17 protein-coding genes and 1 tRNA gene are annotated in these 20838 nt (G+C 64.9%); 16 read left to right on the forward strand and 2 right to left on the reverse strand.

Annotation, left to right across the window (positions count from 1 at the left end; genetic code table 11):
- Positions 1-98 precede the first annotated feature (98 nt).
- The 4 genes from PHI64_RS12910 (at position 99) to PHI64_RS12925 (ending at position 2066) form a co-directional block, all read left to right on the forward strand.
- Complete coding sequence (locus PHI64_RS12910) at positions 99-449, forward strand: dATP/dGTP diphosphohydrolase domain-containing protein (protein WP_299883388.1); 351 nt, start codon at positions 99-101, stop codon at positions 447-449.
- Positions 446-985, forward strand: a complete 540-nt coding sequence (dcd, locus tag PHI64_RS12915; RefSeq protein WP_299883390.1) for a dCTP deaminase — start codon at positions 446-448, stop codon at positions 983-985. The genes PHI64_RS12910 and dcd overlap by 4 nt, the downstream gene beginning before the upstream one ends.
- A gap of 98 nt (positions 986-1083) precedes the next feature.
- Positions 1084-1335, forward strand: a complete 252-nt coding sequence (locus tag PHI64_RS12920) for a hypothetical protein (RefSeq protein WP_299883392.1) — start codon at positions 1084-1086, stop codon at positions 1333-1335.
- Between the two features lie 68 nt (positions 1336-1403).
- A complete protein-coding gene (locus PHI64_RS12925) occupies positions 1404-2066 on the forward strand; it encodes a site-specific DNA-methyltransferase (RefSeq protein ID WP_299883394.1) in 663 nt (220 codons plus the stop codon).
- Positions 2067-2268: 202 nt separating this feature from the next.
- On the opposite strand, the gene PHI64_RS12930 is transcribed toward PHI64_RS12925, so the two are convergent.
- Together PHI64_RS12930 and PHI64_RS12935 are read right to left on the reverse strand one after the other, a co-directional pair.
- Complete coding sequence (locus PHI64_RS12930) at positions 2269-3252, reverse strand: site-specific integrase (protein ID WP_299883396.1); 984 nt, start codon at positions 3250-3252, stop codon at positions 2269-2271.
- Positions 3253-3415: 163 nt separating this feature from the next.
- A tRNA-Leu gene (locus PHI64_RS12935) sits at positions 3416-3500 on the reverse strand.
- Between the two features lie 46 nt (positions 3501-3546).
- Here PHI64_RS12935 and queA point away from each other — a divergent pair.
- From queA to PHI64_RS12995, 12 genes are all read left to right on the forward strand, one after another.
- Positions 3547-4575: a tRNA preQ1(34) S-adenosylmethionine ribosyltransferase-isomerase QueA gene (queA, locus tag PHI64_RS12940; protein ID WP_299883398.1), complete on the forward strand. Its 1029-nt coding sequence runs from the start codon at positions 3547-3549 to the stop codon at positions 4573-4575.
- Positions 4572-5684 (forward strand): tRNA guanosine(34) transglycosylase Tgt, encoded by a 1113-nt coding sequence (gene tgt, locus PHI64_RS12945; protein ID WP_299883400.1) that lies wholly within the window; start codon positions 4572-4574, stop codon positions 5682-5684. The genes queA and tgt overlap by 4 nt, the downstream gene beginning before the upstream one ends.
- 87 nt (positions 5685-5771) lie before the next feature.
- Positions 5772-6704: a bifunctional riboflavin kinase/FAD synthetase gene (locus PHI64_RS12950; RefSeq protein ID WP_299883402.1), complete on the forward strand. Its 933-nt coding sequence runs from the start codon at positions 5772-5774 to the stop codon at positions 6702-6704.
- A gap of 20 nt (positions 6705-6724) precedes the next feature.
- Positions 6725-9529 carry an isoleucine--tRNA ligase gene (gene ileS, locus PHI64_RS12955; protein WP_299883404.1) on the forward strand — a complete coding sequence of 935 codons (2805 nt, stop codon included), beginning with the start codon at positions 6725-6727 and terminating at the stop codon, positions 9527-9529.
- Positions 9530-9555: 26 nt separating this feature from the next.
- Positions 9556-10050 (forward strand): signal peptidase II, encoded by a 495-nt coding sequence (gene lspA, locus PHI64_RS12960; RefSeq protein WP_299883406.1) that lies wholly within the window; start codon positions 9556-9558, stop codon positions 10048-10050.
- A complete protein-coding gene (locus tag PHI64_RS12965) occupies positions 10047-10478 on the forward strand; it encodes an FKBP-type peptidyl-prolyl cis-trans isomerase (RefSeq protein ID WP_296564203.1) in 432 nt (143 codons plus the stop codon). The genes lspA and PHI64_RS12965 overlap by 4 nt, the downstream gene beginning before the upstream one ends.
- Positions 10479-10492: 14 nt before the next feature.
- Complete coding sequence (gene ispH, locus PHI64_RS12970; RefSeq protein WP_299883410.1) at positions 10493-11425, forward strand: 4-hydroxy-3-methylbut-2-enyl diphosphate reductase; 933 nt, start codon at positions 10493-10495, stop codon at positions 11423-11425.
- A 51-nt stretch (positions 11426-11476) separates the two neighbouring features.
- Positions 11477-11788: a hypothetical protein gene (locus PHI64_RS12975; protein WP_299883412.1), complete on the forward strand. Its 312-nt coding sequence runs from the start codon at positions 11477-11479 to the stop codon at positions 11786-11788.
- A gap of 168 nt (positions 11789-11956) precedes the next feature.
- Positions 11957-14158: a type I secretion system permease/ATPase gene (locus tag PHI64_RS12980; protein ID WP_299883414.1), complete on the forward strand. Its 2202-nt coding sequence runs from the start codon at positions 11957-11959 to the stop codon at positions 14156-14158.
- Positions 14159-14162: 4 nt separating this feature from the next.
- Positions 14163-15569, forward strand: a complete 1407-nt coding sequence (locus PHI64_RS12985; protein WP_299883416.1) for an HlyD family type I secretion periplasmic adaptor subunit — start codon at positions 14163-14165, stop codon at positions 15567-15569.
- A 19-nt stretch (positions 15570-15588) separates the two neighbouring features.
- Entirely contained in the window at positions 15589-16218 is a 630-nt protein-coding gene (locus tag PHI64_RS12990; RefSeq protein WP_299883418.1) for a response regulator transcription factor, read from the forward strand.
- A 114-nt stretch (positions 16219-16332) separates the two neighbouring features.
- Positions 16333-20838 (forward strand): retention module-containing protein (locus tag PHI64_RS12995; protein ID WP_299883420.1); only part of this gene is annotated, 4506 nt, incomplete at its 3' end.

Below are 20838 nucleotides of genomic sequence, written 5' to 3' on the forward strand. Positions count from 1 at the left end.
TACGGTGCCTGAATGTCGTCTGTCCCCCGGTACGCTCGAGGCCGGCACCGGAGACGGAGCTCACTTTCAACCCAGGCATGGCCGCCGTCGCCGCGAAGATGCGGCCGAAAGAAGTGGACCAGGAAACCGACCCTAACGGGCTCGACCCGCACGCCCCTGGCGCCAAGCTCGACGCAGGCAAGGTGCGCCCCGATCTGATTCTGGACGGCTTCAGTTTGGCGCTCTGGGCCGTGGCTGAAGTTGGCACCTATGGTGCGAAGAAGTACACCGAGAACGGATGGGCCTCCGTCGACCGGGGCGAGATTCGCTACCGGGCCGCGGCCGGGCGCCACCGCCTCAAACGCGCCCGGGAAAGTCACGACCCGGATACCCAGCTCCTCCATCTCGCGCACGAGGCCTGGAACGTACTGGCCGAGCTGGAGCTCCACCTCCGGAAGGAATCGGCATGACCTACCTGAACCACCACGAGATCGAAGCCATCCTCGACGCCGGCGCGGTGATCAACTACGACCCCCGCTGCATCAACACTGCCAGTCTGGATGTCCGACTGGGCAGCAAGGTCCTGGTCGAAAGCGTGCACCCTGACGAGTGGATCATCGACTACCGCCGCCGGGACAAGATGGCCATGTGCGAGAAGATCCTGGACCCTACCGAGGGGCTGGTCCTCCTGCCGGGCCAGTTCATCCTGGCCCACACCGTCGAGATTTGCGCCTTCCCGGACAACCTGGCGGCCCTGTTCCGCATCAAGTCCAGCATGGGGCGCATCGCACTGGAGCACCTCGACGCCGGATGGGTAGACCCCGGGTTTCACGGAGCGCTGACCCTGGAGTTCAAGAACATGAGCTTGAACCACGGGATCCGTCTCCGCCCGGGCGATCCTATCGGCCAGCTGGTGTTCCTCTCGGGGCATCCGGTGGCACCCGACAAGTCCTATCGCAAGCTGGGCCGGTACGGCGGTTCGAACTCGGTCGAGCAAATCCGATAATGTGAGCAATGCTCCCCTGCCGCCCGCACCCTACTGCTCGAAAGGAGAGAAGGGGCTTCTGGAAAAGCTGCGGGCGGCACCCTCTGAATGGATGAACGATGGAACAAAATCTGGTCGCAGAAGACGTGCTGGCCTCCCGGATCGCGGAGGCCGTTGAGCGCGCGCTCTCCGTCCCGGCGGACCGGCGCCTGTGGACCGCCGAGCAAGTCGGCCACTACCTTGGCCTGAAGAAAAGCCGCTTGCACCAGGTGCTGGCGTCGCCGAGCTTTCCGGACGCCCGGCGCCCGGCCGGCGGGCATCCGCGGTGGGTCTCTGGTGAGGTGATGAAGTGGGCGGAGAAGCAGAAGTGAATTGTGAGATCTGGCAGGGAGACTGCCTGGCATTGCTTCCTCGCGTCGCGGACAAATCCGTTGACCTCGTGCTTTGCGACTTGCCCTATGGAACCACGGACTGCAAGCATGACGAGGTGCTCCCCTTCCCGACGCTGTGGGATGAGTACCGACGGGTTCTAGCCCCTGGTGGGTGTGTCGTCCTGTTCGGCTCCCAGCCTTTCACCTCGGCACTCATCATGTCGAACCTGAAGTGGTTCAAGTACGCTTTGGTCTGGAACAAGAACAAGTGTGGCAGCCCGGGTCTGGCCAAGTTCCGGCCGATGAAAGTGCACGAGGACATCCTCATCTTTGCCCCGGGCAAAACAACCTACAACCCGCAAATGGAGGCCGGCGAACCCTACAGCCGACGGCCTCCGAAGCAGATCCGCTGCAACCGGCACGGCTACGGATTTGCCGGCACGGCCTCGGAGGGCATCGTCAACGACGGCACGCGATACCCCAAGTCGATTCTCAACATCTCCCGCGACTTCTCCGCCCAGCAGCAGGTGCACCAGCACCAGAAGCCAGTTTCCCTTCTCGAGTGGCTGATTCGCACCTACTCCAACGAAGGGGACCTGGTGCTGGACAACACCGTCGGCTCCGGGTCTACTGCAGTAGCCGCCGTTCGAACCGGCCGTAGGTTCGTCGGCATGGAGCTCGACCCTGACCTGGTCTCTGTTGCCCAGCTGCGCGTCGCGGTGGAGACCTAACCGGGCCAACACATCCACTTTTGAGGTGATGAAATGAGCGGAGAAGCAGAAGTGAGCCTCCCGGCCGCCGACGGCCTGAGCCGGGACGACCGGCGCTACGCCATGGAGGTAGGAACGTGGGAGGGCATCCGGATCATCAAGAGTTCCCCGGCGCCAGAGCCTATCCGGGTACGAGGGGCCAGCCGAATCCTTCGTGAGCTGATCAGCCGAGTCCTGCGGCCACCTCCGCCATGTCTGTCTGGTAGTACACCATCAGCATGTTCAAATCCTTGTGCCCGGTGATCCGAGCCAAGGTCAACACATCTACCTTCTTGGCCAGTCTGCTAGTCCCCTCCCGGCGCGTGTCGTGGAAGTGCAGATCCTCGACCCCGGCGTTGTCCCGCGCATTGCGAAACAAGGTGTCCCGCACTTGGTCGCTGATCGTGAAGAGCCGGTCCTCCCCCGGCAATTTGTCGAGTAGCTCCACCGCACGCACGGTCAGAGGCACCTCCCGGGCCGCCCCATTCTTCGATCGCGGCACATACACCACCTGCTTCTCGCGGTCGTAGTGCTTGCGCGTGATGGCCAGCAGCTCGCTTGATCTCATCGCCGTCTCGCATGCGAGCAGGAACGCGACCATCGTCTGATCCGTCGATGTCTGGACGGGAGCCTTGTCGTCGTAGCCCGCTGCCACCAGGATGGCTTCGATGTCCCCCGGCGGAACCCGGCGAGTCCGGTGCTCCGGCTCTGGAGGCATCTTGACGCCCTTCGTCGGCGTGATGTGCAGCCACTTCCACTCAGCCACAGCGACTGCGAACATCGACTTCAGGATTGTCAGTTCACGAACGACCGAGGCCGGGCCGACTTTCTTCAGCCGCTTGTCACGCAACGCTGCGAAGTCCTCGCTTGTGATGTCGGTCAGCAGCTTGTCCGACCGGGCCCACTCCCGCTCAAGTAGGCCAATCCGGAGCAGCTCCCAGCGGGCGCCCTTCTTCGCTGGGATGACCTCTTCCTTGTAACGCTTAATGGCATCGCCCAGGGTCTTCTTCGGCAGGTTGCCACGCCGCACCGAGACTGCCTCCGCCTCTTGCTCCGCGCCCCAGGCCTGAGCTTCGGCTTTGGTCTTGAAGGTCTCTGACTTCGTGACGCCGGCCTTGCGCACGCGCACGCGCCAGGTCCCCGCTGCGGTCTTCTCGATGCTTGCCATCCGTCCACTCCGTGTCCAAATTTCGTCCACAGCGTATCAGAAATAGCGGAATTGGCCAGACGAAGATGGAAAAAAGGCGCTTGCCGGATTTGCCGTAAGCGCCTGATTTATTGCGACATTGGACCAAACTGCACTAGAATGGAGCCTTCTAGCGTGAGGCTTTTGGTGCCGAGAGTGGGACTCGAACCCACACACCTTGCGGCGGCGGATTTTGAATCCGCTGCGTCTACCGATTCCGCCATCCCGGCAGGGGAAGCCGCGCATTATCTACGAAACATCCAACATCATCAACACATGGCCTGGAATCTCGACCACTTTGATTACGTGCTCCCCGAGGAGCTGATCGCCCAGGCGCCGCTGGATCGCCGCACCGACAGCCGCCTGCTGCGGGTACAGCCCGAGCTGGCCGACCTGCACTTTGCCGACCTGCCCACCCTGCTCAACCCTGGCGACCTTCTTGTCTTCAACGACACCCGGGTGCTGCATGCCCGCCTGTTCGGCACCAAGGACACAGGTGGTCAGGTAGAAGTAATGATCGAACGCCCCCTGGCCCAGCACGAAGCTCTGGCCCAGATCCGCGCCAGCAAGTCGCCCAAGCCCGGCAGCCTCCTGCACCTGGAGAATGCCCTTCAGGTGGAGGTGCTCGGCCGCGCCGGCGAGTTCTTTCACCTACGTTTTCCCGAGACCGACGATCTGGTCGCCCTGCTCGAACGCCATGGCCGTCTGCCCTTGCCGCCATATATCGAGCGTGCTGCCGGCAACACCGACGAATCCCGCTACCAGACGGTGTATGCCCGCAGCCCGGGTTCGGTTGCCGCGCCTACTGCAGGCCTGCATTTCGATGAATCCCTGCTCGGCCGCCTGGCCGGGCAAGGCGTCAACAGCGCTTTCGTGACTCTCAACGTGGGCGCCGGGACTTTTCAGCCTGTACGCGTCCACGACCTATCCGAGCATCGCATGCACACCGAGGCCTACGTCGTGCCCGAAGCGACCGTCGAGGCCGTTGCCGCCACCAAGGCCGCCGGCCACCGAGTGATCTGCGTGGGCACCACCAGCATGCGCGCCCTGGAGTCAGCGGCCCGCTCCGGCTCCCTGCGGGCCGGCGAGGCAGAAAGCGACCTATTCATTCTCCCCGGCTACGACTTCCAGGTGGCTGATGGCCTCATCACCAACTTCCACCTCCCGAAATCCACCTTGCTGATGCTCGTGTCTGCCTTTGCCGGCATGGACACCATCCGCTGCGCCTATGCTCACGCCATCGAACAGCGTTACCGCTTTTTCAGCTACGGCGACGCGATGTTTCTGACCCGGACCGCCCCATGAAATACGAACTTCTCGCCACCGATGGCGCAGCCCGCCGCGGCCGCCTCACGCTCAACCACGGCACTGTGGAAACCCCGGCCTTCATGCCGGTTGGCACCTACGGCACGGTCAAAGGTATCTCACCCCAGGACCTGCGCGACATTGGCGCCCACATCTGCCTGGGCAACACCTTCCATCTGTGGCTTCGCCCGGGGCTGGAAGTCATCGAGGCTTTCGGCGGCCTGCACCAGTTCATGGCCTGGGACGGCCCCATCCTCACCGACTCCGGTGGCTTCCAGGTGTTCTCCCTGGGCGCGCTGCGCAAGATCACCGAGGAAGGCGTACGCTTCAGCTCGCCGGTCAATGGTGACAAGCTCTTCCTCACCCCCGAAGAGTCCATGCGCATCCAGAAGGTGCTCAACTCCGACGTGGTGATGATCTTCGACGAGTGCACGCCCTACCCCGCCACGGTCACCGAGGCGGCGGACTCCATGCGCCTGTCCCTGCGCTGGGCCCGGCGCTCCAAGGACGAGTTCACCCGCCTGGAAAACGACAACGCCCTGTTCGGCATCGTCCAGGGCGGCATGTATGAAAACCTGCGCGACGAATCCCTCGCGGGCCTGGAGGAAGTCGGCTTCCACGGCTACGCCATCGGTGGCCTGTCGGTGGGCGAACCCAAGGACGACATGCAGCGCATCCTCCACCACACCGCGCCACGTCTGCCCAAGGACAAGCCCCGCTACCTGATGGGCGTGGGCACCCCCGAAGACATCGTCTTTTCCGTGCAGGCCGGCATCGACATGTTCGACTGCGTGATGCCCACCCGCAACGCCCGCAACGGCTGGCTGTTCACCCGCCATGGCGACATCAAGATCCGCAACGCCCGCTACAAGAAGGACACGCGCCCCCTCGATGACACCTGCGACTGCTACACCTGCCGCAATTTCTCCCGGGGCTACCTGCACCACCTCAACCGCCTCAACGAGATCCTCGGTGCACGGCTGGCCACCATCCACAACCTGCATTATTACCAGCAACTGATGCGCGACCTGCGCGACGCCATCGCATCGGGCACCCTCACCGATTACGTCGCCCGCTTCCACCGGGAACGGGCAGGCCAGGGCGCCTGAAGCCCGCGTACGGGGCCGGCGAAGCCGTGCGGCTTCGCCCACCCGAGGCCTTGCCGCTATAATCGCGCCTTTTCCCCGTTTCCTTCCATGCAGGTCTTCCGCGGAATTCCCGAGCGCTCCGACCACGGCTGCGTGCTCACCATCGGCAACTTCGATGGCGTGCATCGCGGCCATCAGACCTTGCTCGCGAAGCTGACGGCCAAGGCGCAGGCCACCGGCATGCCCTCTGCCGTGCTCACCTTCGAGCCCCACCCGCGCGAATATTTCTCCCACGAAAACCGGCCGATCCGCCTCACTTCTCTGCGCGAGAAAATCCTGCGTATCGCCGACCAGGGGGTTGATCGACTCTACATCGGCCGCTTCAACACCCGCTTCGCCGCCCTCACTGCAGAGCAATTCATCGAAGACATCCTGATCCGCGGCCTGTGTGCCCGGCAGCTGATGATCGGCGACGACTTCCGCTTCGGAAAGGGGCGCCAGGGCGACTTCGCCATGCTCCAGGCAGCTGGAGGCCAGGCCGGCTTCACCGTCGAGGCCATGCATACCCTGGTCCATGAAGGGGAGCGCGTCTCCAGTTCCGCCATACGTGAAGCGCTCGCCGACGGCGACATGCCCCACGCCGCCCGCCTGCTTGGCCGCCCATACAGCATCAGCGGCCGCGTCATGCATGGCGACAAGATCGGCCGAACCATCGGCTTTCCCACCGCCAACATCCAGCTCAAGCACCGCAGCCCGCCGCTGATGGGCATCTACACCGTGAGCGTCGAAGGCCTGGCCGACCGCCCCTGGCCGGGGGTCGCCAGTGTGGGCGTCCGCCCCACCATCAACGATGCCGGCCGGCCCACCCTCGAAGTGCATCTCTTCGACTGGAACACCGAATGCTATGGCGCTCATCTCAAGGTCAACTTCCTCGCCAAACAACGCGACGAAGAACGCTACGACACCCTTGAAGCCCTGACCGCCCAGATCGCCCGCGACGCCGAGCAGGCCCGCGCCCACTTTGCACAGAATCCCCTCTGAATTCACAGTCCGCACCGATCATGTCCGACACCAGCAAGACCCTCAATCTGCCCGACACCCCATTCCCCATGCGAGGCGACCTCGCCAAGCGCGAACCGAAGTGGGTGGCCGAATGGCAAAAGCGTAAGCTCTACCAGAAAATCCGCAAGGCCGCGGCTGGCCGGCCCAAGTTCATCCTGCACGACGGCCCGCCCTACGCCAACGGCAACCTGCACCTCGGCCATGCCCTGAACAAGATCCTCAAGGACATCATCGTCCGCTCCAAAACCTTGGCCGGCTTCGACGCGCCCTACGTACCGGGCTGGGACTGCCACGGGCTGCCCATCGAACACAAAATCGAAGTCACTCACGGCAAGGGCCTGCCCGCAGACAAGGTGCGCGAACTGTGCCGGGCCTACGCCACCGAACAAGTAGCGGTGCAGAAGAAGGAGTTCATCCGCCTCGGTGTACTCGGAGACTGGGACAATCCCTACCTGACCATGAACTTCGCCAACGAAGCCGGCGAAGTTCGTGCACTCGCCGAGATGGTCAAGCGCGGCTGGGTGTTCAAGGGTTTGAAGCCGGTCAACTGGTGCTTCGACTGCGGATCTGCACTGGCCGAAGCAGAAGTGGAATACCAGGACAAGACTAGCCCGGCCATCGACGTGGGATTTGTCTGCGCCGAACCCGGGAAGCTCGCCGCCGCCTTTGGCCTCGCCGCCCTGCCCGCGGGCAAGGACGCCTACGCGGTGATCTGGACCACCACCCCCTGGACCATCCCCGCCAACCAGGCGCTCAACGTCCATCCCGAACACGACTACGCGCTGGTCGACACCCCGCGCGGCCTGCTCGTGCTGATGACCGAACTCGCCGACGCCAGCCTCAAGCGTTTCGGCCTCGAAGGCACGACCGTCGCCCGCACCAACGGTGCCAAGCTCGACCGTATTGCCTTCCACCACCCGTTCTATGACCGCCTCTCGCCCATCTTCGTGGCTGACTACGTGGGCCTCGACGCCGGTACCGGCATCGTCCACTCGGCGCCGGCCTATGGTCTGGAAGACTTCAATTCCTGCAAAGCCAACGGCTTCACCAACGACGACATCCTCAGCCCGGTACAAAGCAACGGTGTCTATTCCGAATCGCTGCCTTTTTTTGGCGGCCTGCACATCTGGAAGGCCAACCCGGTCATCGTCGACAAGCTCCAGGAGGTCGGCGCGCTGTTCTCCCATGAAAAGATCAGCCACAGCTACATGCACTGCTGGCGCCACAAAACGCCGCTGATCTACCGCGCCACCGCCCAGTGGTTCGTCGGCATGGACATCAAGCCCAATGGCGGCCCCAGCCTGCGCGAACTGGCCATCAAAGGTGTCGAAGCCACCGAATTCTTCCCGTCCTGGGGGCAGGCCCGCCTGCATGCCATGATCGCCAACCGGCCCGACTGGTGCATCTCGCGCCAGCGCAACTGGGGTGTGCCCATCCCCTTCTTCCTGCACAAGGAAACCGGCGAACTGCATCCGCGCACGGTCGAACTGATGGAAGACGTCGCCCAGCGCATCGAACAGGAAGGCATCGCCGCCTGGTTCAAGCTCGACCCGGCCGAACTGCTCGGCGCCGAAGCCGCCCAATACGACAAGATCAACGATACCCTCGACGTGTGGTTCGACTCCGGCACCACCCACTGGCACGTGCTGCGTGGCTCCCACAATGACGGCCACCCCAGCGGCCCCCGCGCCGACCTCTACCTCGAAGGCTCCGACCAGCATCGCGGCTGGTTCCACTCCTCGCTCCTCACCGGCTGCGCCATCGACGGTCACCCGCCCTACAAAGCCCTACTGACCCACGGCTTCACGGTGGACCAGCAAGGCCGCAAGATGAGCAAGTCCCTGGGCAACACCATCCTGCCCCAGGAAGTGACCGAGAAGATGGGAGCCGACATCCTTCGCCTGTGGGTTGCCTCCACCGACTACTCGGGCGAGCTCGCCATGTCCAAGGAGATTCTCGACCGCGTTGTTGAAGTGTATCGCCGCCTGCGCAACACCCTGCGCTTCCTGCTGGCCAACACCGCCGACTTCGACGCCACCACCGACATGCTGCCTGTGTCCGAGTGGCTGGAGATCGACCGCTACGCCCTGGCCCTGACCCGCAAACTGCAGACCCAGGCCGAAGCCGACTACGCCGCCTTCGAGTTCCACCGCGTCGTCCAGGCCCTGCAGAACTTCGCCTCCGAAGACTTGGGCGCGGTGTACCTCGACGTGCTCAAGGACCGCCTCTACACCACCCAGGCCAAGTCCGTGGCACGCCGCTCGGCCCAGAGCGCCCTGTGGCATATCCTCCAGACCGTGGTGAAGCTGATGGCCCCCATCCTGTCCTTCACTGCAGAAGAGATCTGGCAACTCCTCACCCAGGATGCCGACGACAGCGTGATGCTCCACGCCTTTCACAGCCTGCCCGCCCAGGACGGCGAAGACGCCCTCCTGGAACGCTGGACGGCCATCCGCGCCATCCGCGCCGACGTACAGAAAGAAATCGAAGCCGTACGCGCCGCCGGCCAGGTCGGCTCGTCTCTGCAGGCCGAAGTGGAGATCCGCGCAACCAAGGGCAAGTACGCGCTGCTCACCAGCCTCGCCGACGATCTGCGCTTCGTGCTGATCTGCTCGAAGAGCAGCCTCGTCCAGGTCTCCTCCGAGGCGGATGAAGCCATCCTGGTTACGCCGTCCACCCACCAGAAGTGCGAGCGCTGCTGGCATTACCGGTCAGACGTGGGCCACGACGCAGCCCATCCGGAACTTTGCGGCCGCTGCACGTCAAACCTGCACGGCGCCGGCGAAACCCGCTCGGTCGCCTGAGCCCACGCCCAACAGGAGCCCAGCCCTTGAAACTACGCCTCGGCAACTGGATCGGCCTCTCCGCCATAATCGTCCTCGTCGACCAATGGACCAAGCACCTCGTCCGCGGCGCCCTGCGCAACGGCGAGGTGATTCATGTCACCGACTACTTCGACCTCGTGCTGGCCTTCAACCCGGGTGCCGCCTTCAGTTTCCTGGCGGACCAGAGCGGTTGGCAACGCTGGTTCTTTGTGGCGCTGGCCGCCCTCATCTGCGGCTGGTTGTTGCGTCTGCTGGCAAAACACCAGCATGAGCTGCTGCAGCCCCTGGCCTTCTCCCTCATCATCGGCGGCGCCATTGGCAACGTCATCGACCGCTTCGTCTTCGGCGCGGTGGTCGACTTCCTGTATTTCCACATCGGCCGCTACGGCTGGCCCGCCTTCAACGTGGCCGATTCCGCCATCTGCGTGGGCGTCGTCCTGATGTTCATCGCCCAGATTCGCGAGAACCGCCACGCCACCGCCCAAGAGAAACTTTCATGACCCAGATCGTCCAGCCCGACAGCCTGCTGACCCTCCACTACCGTATCTCCCTCGACAACGGCCAGCCGCTGATCAGCACCTTCGAATCCCAGCCCGCCACCATGCAGCTGGGCAAGGGCGACATCGCCCCAACCCTCGAACGCTGCCTGGCCGGCATCACCGTGGGCGAGCATCACACCTTTCTGCTCGAACCGGAAAACGCCTTTGGCGTGCACCGCGAAGACCTGGTCGAGAAGGTCCGCCTTGAGGACTTCCCCGATGGCGCCGAAGTTGAGCCCATGGTCATCATGGAGTTCACCGCTCCGGACGGCACCCGCTACCCCGGTCTGATCCGCGAAGTGCTCGACACCCACGCCGTGATCGACTTCAACCACCCCCTGGCCGGCAAATCCATCCGCTTCGAAGTCGAAGTGATCGGCATCAACTGAACGTCGGAGCCCCCATGGAAGTCCTGCTTGCCAACCCCCGCGGCTTCTGCGCGGGCGTGGAACGCGCCATCGAAATCGTCGAGCGGGCCCTGGCCCGCTACGGCGCCCCCATCTACGTCCGCCACGAAGTCGTGCACAACCGCTTCGTGGTCGAAGGCCTGCGTGCCAAAGGCGCCATCTTCATCGAATCCCTCGACGACGTTCCCGCCGGCAACACCGTGATCTTCAGCGCCCACGGCGTGCCCCAGTCGGTCCGCAGCGAGGCCGAGGCCCGTGGCCTGCGCGTCTTCGACGCCACCTGCCCGCTGGTCACCAAGGTGCACATCGAAGTGGCCCGCATGCGCGAGCAGGGCCGCGAGCTCATCATGATCGGCCACAAGGGGCACCCCGAAGTCGAGGGCACCATGGGCCAGGTCAAGGACGGCATCTACCTGGTCGAGAGTGCCACCGACGTGGCCGAACTGCAGGTGAACGACCCCGACATGCTGGCCTACGTCACCCAGACCACCCTGTCGGTGGACGACGCCGCCACCATCGTCGATGCCCTCCGTACCCGCTTTCCAAACATTGTCGGCCCCAAGAAGGACGACATCTGCTATGCCACCCAGAACCGCCAGGACGCCGTGAAGTTCATGGCCCCCAGATCCGACCTGGTGCTGGTGGTAGGCTCTGTCAACAGCTCCAATTCCAACCGTCTGCGTGAGGTGGCGGAATTGCTGAAGGTGCCGGCCTACCTCATCGACAACGCCGAGGCCATTGACCCAGCCTGGATCGCCGGCAAGAAGCGCATCGGCGTCACCGCGGGAGCCTCCGCTCCCGAAGTATTGGTGGATGCAGTCATCACCCGCCTCAAGGAAATGGGTGCCGCTTCCGTAAAGCCTCTAGCTGGTGTACCGGAAAAAGTGACCTTTCCCCTGCCCAAAGAGCTGCAAGCTCCCCCGGGATGATCGGAAAGGCGCTCCCCGGGGCGCCTTTTTTCCTTCTCCGCGAGCTTGCCCATGCCTTTCGTCCAGCGCGACGCCTCCGGCGCCGTCACCGCCCTCTTTTCCCAGCCCGGCCCGGGGCATGAAGAAGAAGTCCCGGCGGGCCACCCCGACCTCACTCCGGTCACCGGCCCATCCGAGTTCGCCCGCCTCGACGCCGACTTGATCCGTGTGATCGAAGACGTAGTCGACGTGCTCATCGACCGGGGTCTGCTCCGCCTCACCGACCTGCCCCTTGATGCGCAGCGCAAACTGCTGGCTCGCAAGGGCGCCCGCGCCCGCCTTCGCCAGGGCCTTAACCTGCTCGGCCCCAACGACGTCATCTGAACCCGCGCCACGACGCCCTTCCCGCTCTGGTCTGCCTGAAAGGCTCAAGTTCCCCCTACGGGGCCCGTTATCCCTACAATCCAGACGCCATGGGCCCCACCTATGGCGCCCTCCCGGTCAGTCCCCAAGTCTGCCGGGCCGTGAAACGACCACGAAACGATTGTGCCGATGACTGACGCTGCAACCCTTGCCGCACAGGCCCGCGCCTCCGACGCCGCCGCCGCCGACAACCGCTGGCACCCCGGCGAAGCCGCCACCCACGACGACCCTCTGCTTGACGCGCTGGTCGTACTCACCCGCCTCCATGGCAACCCCTTCTCCCCCGAAGCCCTCTCCGCCGGCCTGCCCCTGGTGGACAACCGGCTCACCCCATCGCTGCTGCCCCGGGCGGCAGCCCGGGCCGGCCTGACCGCACGAATCGTTCGCAAGTCGATCAAGGACATCACCCCCAACCTGCTCCCTGCGATCCTCCTCCTCCAGGATCGTCGCGCCTGCATACTCCTCGAACACCTGCCCGACGGCGGCGCACGGGTCCGCTTCCCCGAAGCCGGCGAATCAGCCGACGATATCTCCGCCGACGAAATGGCGGCCCTTTACACCGGGCTGGTGTGCTTCGTCCGGCCGCGCTTCCGCTTCGAGGCGCGCTCGCCTCAGGTCAAGGCAGTGCGGGCCAGCCACTGGTTCTGGGGCACCGTCATGGAAAACTGGCGCCTCTACCGGGACACCCTGCTGGCTGCGCTGGTGGTCAACCTGTTCGCCCTGGCCATCCCCATGTTCTCGATGACCGTTTATGACCGGGTGGTGCCCAACCACGCCGTCGAAACCCTGTGGGTGCTGGCCATCGGCGCGCTGCTCGTGCTGCTCTTCGATTTCGTCCTGCGCACCCTGCGCGCCTACATTGTGGACACTGCCGGCAAGCGCATTGACGTACAGCTATCGGCCCGCATCATGGAACGCGTTCTTGGCCTGCGCATGGACGCCCGGCCAGCCTCGGTGGGCTCCTTTGCCTCCAACCTGCGAGCCTTCGAGGGCGTGCGCGACTTCATTGCCTCTGCCACCGTCACCACGCTCATCGACCTGCCCTTCGTGCTGCTCTTCCTGCTGGTCATGGTATGGATCTCGCCCTGGCTTCTGCTGCCACCACTGGTCGGCATGCTCGCCGTCCTCTTCGTCACGCTGGTCGCTCAGGACAAGATGCACGAGCTCACCGAGACCACCTACCGCGCCAGCGCCCAGCGCAATGCCACCCTGGTGGAGAGCCTGGTGGGTCTCGAAACGGTCAAGACCCTCAGTGCCGAAGGCCTGATTCAGCGTCAGTGGGAGCGCGCCACATTGTTCATCGCCCAGATCGGGGGCCGCCTCAAGCTGCTCTCTTCGGGCACGGTCAACTTCGCCCAGTTCATGCAGCAGTTCGTCAACATCGCGGTGATCATCGTCGGCGTCTATGAGCTGTCCGAGGGCAACATGTCCATGGGTGGCATCATCGCGGCATCCATGCTCTCGGGTCGGGCCATGGCGCCCCTCGGGCAGGTGGCGGGCCTGATGATGCAATACCAGAACGCCCGCACCTCGCTGGCCTCGGTCAACTCCCACATGGCGCTTCCCATCGAACGCCCGGACGGAGCCAGCTTCGTACATCGCCCCAGCTTCAGCGGCGACATCGAGTTCAAGGACGTGGGCTTCAGCTACCCCGGTCGTGACCAGGCCGTACTCAAGAAGATCAGCTTCCGCCTGAAGGCCGGCGAGAAGGTCGCCATCATCGGGCGCATCGGCTCCGGCAAGACCACCATCGAAAAGCTCGTCCTCGGCCTCTATCAGCCTACCGAGGGCGCCATCTTCATCGACGGCATCGACTCCCGCCAGATCGACCCCGCCGAGCTGCGTCGCGCCATCGGCTTCGTCCCCCAGGACGTGACCCTCTTCTACGGCACCCTCAAGCACAACATTGCCATGGGTGCCCCTTTTGCTGACGACAGTGCCATCCTCGCCGCGGCCGAACTCTCCGGCGTCAAGGAGTTTGCCGACACCCACCCCCAGGGCTTCGAGATGCCCATCGGCGAGCGCGGCGAGTCCCTCTCCGGCGGCCAACGCCAGGCCGTGGCAATTGCCCGGGCGCTGCTCAACGACCCGCCCATCCTGCTCCTCGACGAACCCTCCAGCAGCATGGACCACCAAAGCGAAGAAGGCCTCAAGCAGCGCCTGCGCCGCTTTGCGGCCAGCAAGACGATGATACTGGTCACCCACCGCACCTCTTTGCTCGACCTGGTGGATCGCCTCATCGTCCTTGATCAAGGCCAGATCGTCGCCGACGGGCCCAAGGCCCAGGTGGTGGAAGCCCTTCAGCAGGGCCGCATCGGCCGCGCGGGGTGACATCATGAAAGCACTCATCGCCCTCTTCCAGCCCCTCTACAACGCCATCTACCAGCGCTGCTCGCGCCTCTTCGACCGGGTTCTCGACGGCGCCGAGCGCCGCGAGATCCACGACGACGCCGACTACCTGGCCGACGCCGAATGGGCCATGTCCGAACAGAAGCTGCGCGGCAGCCGCATCGCAGTCTGGACCACCTGCCTCGCCGTGCTGGTGCTGGTTGTGTGGGCTGCCTTCGCCCAGCTCGACGAAGTGACCCGCGGCGAAGGCAAGGTCATCCCCTCCCGCCAGGTCCAGGTCATGCAGAGCCTCGACGGCGGCATCGTCTCCGAGATCCTGGTCAAGGAAGGCCAGCAGGTGAAGACCGGGCAGCTGCTGCTGAAGGTCGACCCGACCCGCTTCGTGTCGTCCCTGCGGGAAAACCGCGCCCAGTACATCGCCCTCCTCGCCAAGGCGGCCCGACTCACCGCGGTGGCCAACGGCAAGCCCTTCGTCCCCCCGCCGGAGCTGATCAAGGAGGCCCCTGATCTCATCGAACAGGAACGCAGCGCCTACGAGAACAAACGCATGGAGCTCGAAGCCGCTGTCGGCATTGCCCGCCAGCAGCTATCCCAGCGCCGCCAGGAGCTCAACGAGCTCACCGCGAAGCGCGAGCAGGCCACCCAGAGCTACACCCTCACTGCCAAGGAGCTCGAAGTCACCCGCCCCTTGGCCAAGACGGGCGCCGTCTCCGAGGTTGAGCTGCTGCGCCTGGAGCGTGACGTAGCCCGCTACCGGGGCGAACGGGACGCCGCCAGTGCCCAGATCCCCCGCATTCAGGCCGCTATCTCCGAGGCCCAGAACAAGATCGAGGAAGTCGGGCTCAACATGCGCAACCAGGCCCGCAGCGAACTTTCCGACACCAACGCCAAGCTCGCCGCCCTGTCGGCCGGCAGCGAAGGCCTTGCCGACAGGGTCAAGCAGGCTGAAATCCGCGCCCCCATGAACGGCACCGTCAAACAGCTCTTCGCCAACACGGGGGGCGGCGTCGTCCAGCCCGGCAAGGAGATCATCGAGATCGTCCCGAGCGACGACGCCCTGCTGCTCGAAGCCCGTGTTCAGCCCAAGGACATCGCCTTCCTGCGGCCCGGCCAGCCCGCACTGGTCAAATTCACCGCCTACGACTTCTCCATCTATGGCGGGCTCGAAGCCACCCTCGATCAGATCGGTGCCGACACCATCACCGACGAAAAAGGCAACGCCTTCTACATCGTGCGGGTACGCACCACCCACAGCACCATCGGCGATGCCCACATGCCCATCATTCCGGGCATGGTCGCCGAAGTGGACATCCTCACCGGAAAAAAATCACTCCTCAGCTACCTGATGAAACCCGTCCTCCGTGCCAAGGCCAACGCCCTGACTGAACGCTGACCGAAGCTCGCCTCCGCCCATGAGCACTCCGCAACCGCTGCTGATCCTCACCCAAGACGACCTCCTTGCCGAACGCTGGCAGGCCCTGTCATCCAGTCCGATCCGCGCCCTCGACATCCACGGCCTCGAAACCTGGCGCAAGGCTGGCCACCGCCTGGTGGTCATCGACCTGGGCAGTCGCCTGGGCGGAGCCCTACCCCTATGGACCCATCAGGCCTGGCGGGAGAACGCCACCGGCCTCGCTATCCTGGCCACCTCCTCCCGACCCGACGACGACGAGGGCCTCGCCGTGCTCAATGCCGGGGCCAGCGGCTACTGCCACAGCCATGCCCCGGTGGACAACCTGCGCCAGGCGCTTGATGTGATCGACAGCGGCGAGCTGTGGGTAGGGCGTGCCCTGCTGTCCCGGCTGCTGCGCCTTGTGGATAGCCGCCTGCCCCGTGCCGGGCTCGCCGACTGGGCCCGCCCGTTGACCGAGAGGGAGCGGGAGGTTGCCCATCACGCCGCCGTCGGGGAAAGCAATGTGGCCATCGCCGGTGCTCTCGGCATCACCGAGCGCACAGTCAAGGCACATCTCAAAGCCATCTTCGAGAAGCTAGAAGTGGCAGACCGGCTGCAACTTGCCCTCCGGGTGCACGGCGTCCGCTGAAACACCCTCCCCGCGTGGCATCCGTCACGCGACTTGTCCTCGTGGACAATGGCGCCCCCTCGCACCGCGTCGTAGATTCCGTCTCATCTAAAAAGCCGATTTCCGGAGACCGTCATGGCCACCTCGTCCTCCCCCGTCACTACCGCCACCAACACCGCCTCCAAGGGCACCGTCGTCTTCGTGCAGGGCGAAGCCTACCTGCGCGACAGCAGCGGCAAGCTCAGCGCCATCAAGCCGGGAGATGTGGCCACCGAGGGCCAGGAGATCGTCACCCACACTGGCGCAGTGGTGGAAATGCAGCTGCCTGGTGGAGCCAAGGTCAGTGTCGGGCCGGACCGCGAGCTGCTGCTCAATGAAGAGTTCTTCGCCACAGCCACGCCAGAACGCAGCGACAACGCCATCTCCAGCCTGGGCACGGAGGCCGACAAGGTTATCCAGGCCCTCAACGCCGGGAAGGACCCCTTCGAAGATCTGGAAGATCCGGCAGCCGGTCTCACTGGTGGTGGCGTGGGCGATCAGACCCACGATTTCGTGCGTCTCGTGCGGGTGCTCGAAGAGGTGACGCCGGTCTCCTACAGCTACGCCAGCACGGCCGACGGCGTTGAGTTTCTGCCCGCAGCCACGCTCACCACACAAACCATCAACACCCCGCCGGTCGCAAACGATGACCGCGTCGACGGCACCGAAGACCAGCCCCTGATCGTGGACGTCCTGGCCAACGACAGCGACGCCGACAACGACCCCCTGGTGGTCACCAACGCCACGGCCACCAACGGCCAGGTCACCATCAACCCGGACGGCAGCCTGCGCTACGTGCCCAACCCGGACTTCAACGGCCCCGACACCGTCACCTACACCATCAGCGACGGCAAGGGCGGCACCTCGACGGCAACGGTCACCATCAACGTCGTGGCGGTCAATGACGCCCCCGTGGCCCTGCCCGACGCGGCCACCACCCCCGAAGACCAGCCGGTGACCATCAATGTGCTGGGCAACGACAGCGACCCGGACGGTGACCCGCTCACCGTCACCGGCGCCACCGTCGACCCGGCCCTCGGCAGCGTAGTCATCAATCCGGACGGCACCCTCACCTTCACCCCGACGCCCGACTTCAACGGCCCTGTGCTCATCACCTACACGGTCAGCGACGGCAAGGGCGGCACCGCGTCCTCCACCGTCACGGTCAATGTCACCCCGGTGAATGACAACCCCATCGCCAACCCTGATGTGGCCACCACCCTCGAGAACACCCCGGTCACGGTTCCAGTGCTGGGCAACGACAGCGATCCCGAAGGCGACCCGCTCACCGTCACAAGTGCCACCGTCGACCCGGCCCTCGGCAGCGTCGCGATCAACCCGGACGGCACCCTCACCTTCACCCCGGCGCCCAACTTCAATGGCCCGGTAGTCATCAACTACACCATCAGCGACGGCCAGGGCGGCACCGCCACCAGCACCGTCACGGTGAATGTAACGCCGGACAACACCGCCCCCGTGGCCAATCCGGACAGCGCCACCACCCTGGAAGACCAACCAATCACCGTCAATGTTCTGGGCAATGACAGCGACCCGGACGGCGACCCCCTCAGCGTCACCGGCGCCACCGTCGATCCGGCCAAGGGCACTGTCTCGGTCAATCCCGACGGCACCCTCACCTTCACCCCGGCCGCCAACATCAACGGCCCCGTGGTCGTCACCTACACCATTGCCGATGGCAATGGCGGCACTGCCACCAGCACCGTTACCATCGACGTCACCCCGCAAAATGACGCTCCGGTGGCCACCCCGGACACCGCCACCACCCTGGAAGACCAGCCCGTCACCGTCAGTGTGCTCGGCAACGACAGCGACCCGGACGGCGACCCCCTCAGCGTCACCGGCGCCACCGTCGATCCGGCCAAGGGCACGGTCGCGGTCAATCCCGACGGCACCCTCACCTTCAACCCCGCCGCCAACTTCAACGGCCCGGTGGTCGTCACTTACACCATTTCCGACGGCAATGGCGGCACCGCCACCAGCACCGTCACCATCGACGTCACCCCGGTAGCCGACGCCGCCGTACTCGGCACCGGCAGCGGCACCGTCAAGGAAGACACCCCCGCCCAGACCACCGCCTCGGGCACCCTCTCCATCGTTGATCCTGACGCCGGCGAAGCCGCCTTCCAGCCCCAGACCAACGCGGTGGGCACCTACGGCAGCTTCAGCGTGAACGCGGCCGGTGCCTGGACCTACACCATCGACAACAGCCTGCCGGTCGTCCAGGCCCTCAAGGAAGGCGAGACCCGCACCGAGTCCTTCACCGTGCGCAGTGTGGACGGCACCGCCACCACCGTCAGTCTCACCATACTCGGCACCAACGACGCCCCCATCGCCAACCCCAACATCGCCACCACCCTGGAAGACCAGCCCGTCACCGTCAATGTACTCGGCAATGACACCGATCCGGACGGCGACCCCCTCAGCGTCACCGGCGCCACCGTCGATCCGGCCAAGGGCACGGTCGCGGTCAATCCCGACGGCAGCCTCACCTTCAACCCGGCAGCCAACATCAACGGCCCCGTGGTCGTCACCTACACCATCTCCGACGGCAATGGCGGCACCGCCACCAGCACCGTCACCATCGACGTCACCCCGGTCAACGACAACGCCACCATCAGTGCCGGCACCGGCACCACCAAGGAAGATACCGTCCTGCTGGCCAGCGGCACGCTGACCATCACCGACCCGGACACCGGCGAAGCCGCCTTCCAGGCCCAGACCGGTGTAACCGGCACCTACGGCAGCTTCTCCATCGACGAGACCGGCCACTGGGCTTTCACCCTGGACAACGGCAACCCCTTGGTCCAGAACCTTGCCGACGGCGACTCCCGCACCGAATCCTTCACAGTGCGCAGCGTGGACGGCACCGAGAGCACCGTGGTCATCACCATCCTTGGTACCAACGAGACCATCGGTTCGCCGGGCGTCGGCATCGTCAAGGAGGACAACACCCTGAGCACTGGCGGCAGCCTGAACGCCAGCGGCGGCGCCAGCTTCGTCGCCCAACCGGCCACCCCTGGCACCTATGGAAGCTTCACGCTCAACACCGATGGCAGCTGGAACTACGTCCTCAACAACCCGGCCAGCGTGGTTCAGAGCCTGGGCGAGGGCCAGACCCGCAGCGAGACCTTCCCGGTCACCCTGTCCGACGGCACAGCCAGCACCGTCACGATCACCGTGGTCGGCACCAACGACCCGGCCCTCATCGGTCCAGGCAGCGGCAGTGTCACCGAAGACAGCATCCTCAGCACCGGGGGCACCCTGAGCATCACCGATGTGGATGCTGGAGAGGCCAGCTTCCGGCCGCAGACCAGCGTAGCCGGCACCTACGGTAGTTTCAGCCTCGACGCTGCGGGCAACTGGACCTACACCCTCAACAACGCCCACCCGGACGTTCAGGCCCTCGGCGTCGGCGACACCCTGTCCGAAACCTTCCCGGTGCTGAGCACGGACGGCAGCACCAGCAACGTCTTCATCACCATCAACGGCACCAACGACGGCCCGGTCGCCACTCCCGACACCACCACCACGCCGGAAGACCAGCCCATCACCGTCAATGTGCTGGGCAATGACACCGATCCGGACGGCGACCCCCTTTCCGTCACCGGCGCCACCGTCGATCCGGCCAAGGGCACGGTCGCGGTCAATCCCGACGGCACCCTCACCTTCAACCCGGCCGCCAACTTCAACGGCCCGGTGGTCGTCACTTACACCATCTCTGATGGCAAGGGCGGAACCGCCACCAGCACCGTCACCATCGACGTCACTCCGGTTAATGACGCACCGGTCGCCCTGGATGACGTCAACAGCCTGAGCAAGACCGCCACCACCCCGGCCACGGGCAACGTCATCACCAACCCTGCCGGCCTCGACACTGACCTGGATGGCGACACCCTCACCGTCAGCCTCGTAGGCAGCGCCCCGGTAAGTGGCGCAACCGTGGTCAACGGTGCCTTCGGCACCCTGACCATCCACCCGGACGGCAGCTACAGCTACATCCAAGACACGGCAAACAGCTCAGTAAGCAGTCTGGCTCCGGGCGCCACCCTAACCGACAGCTTCAGCTACACGGTCTCCGACGGTAAGGGCGGCACCGCCACTGCCGAACTCCGGATCACCATCGCTGGCCTCAACACCCCCCCGATCGCCGCCCCCGACTCGGCAACAACTAACGAAGACGAGCCAGTCCGGATTGCAGTGCTGGGCAATGACAGCGACCCCGAAGGCGACACCCTCAGCATCACCAGCGCCACGGTCGACCCTGCCAAGGGCAATGTGGTAGTCAACGCCGACGGCACCCTCACCTTCAACCCCGCCGCCAACTTCAACGGCCCGGTCGTCGTCACCTACACCATCTCCGACGGCAAGGGCGGCACTGCCACCAGCACGGTCAACATAAACGTCAATCCGGTCAACGACGCCCCCGTCGCCAACCCCAACACCGCCACCACACCGGAAGACCAGCCCGTCACCGTCAACGTGCTGGGCAATGACACCGATCCGGAAGGCGACACCCTCTCCGTCACCGGCGCCACCCTCGATCCGGCCAAGGGCACGGTCGCGGTCAATCCCGACGGCACC

The organism is Zoogloea sp., from assembly GCF_028689785.1.
Taxonomy (GTDB): Bacteria; Pseudomonadota; Gammaproteobacteria; order Burkholderiales; family Rhodocyclaceae; genus Zoogloea.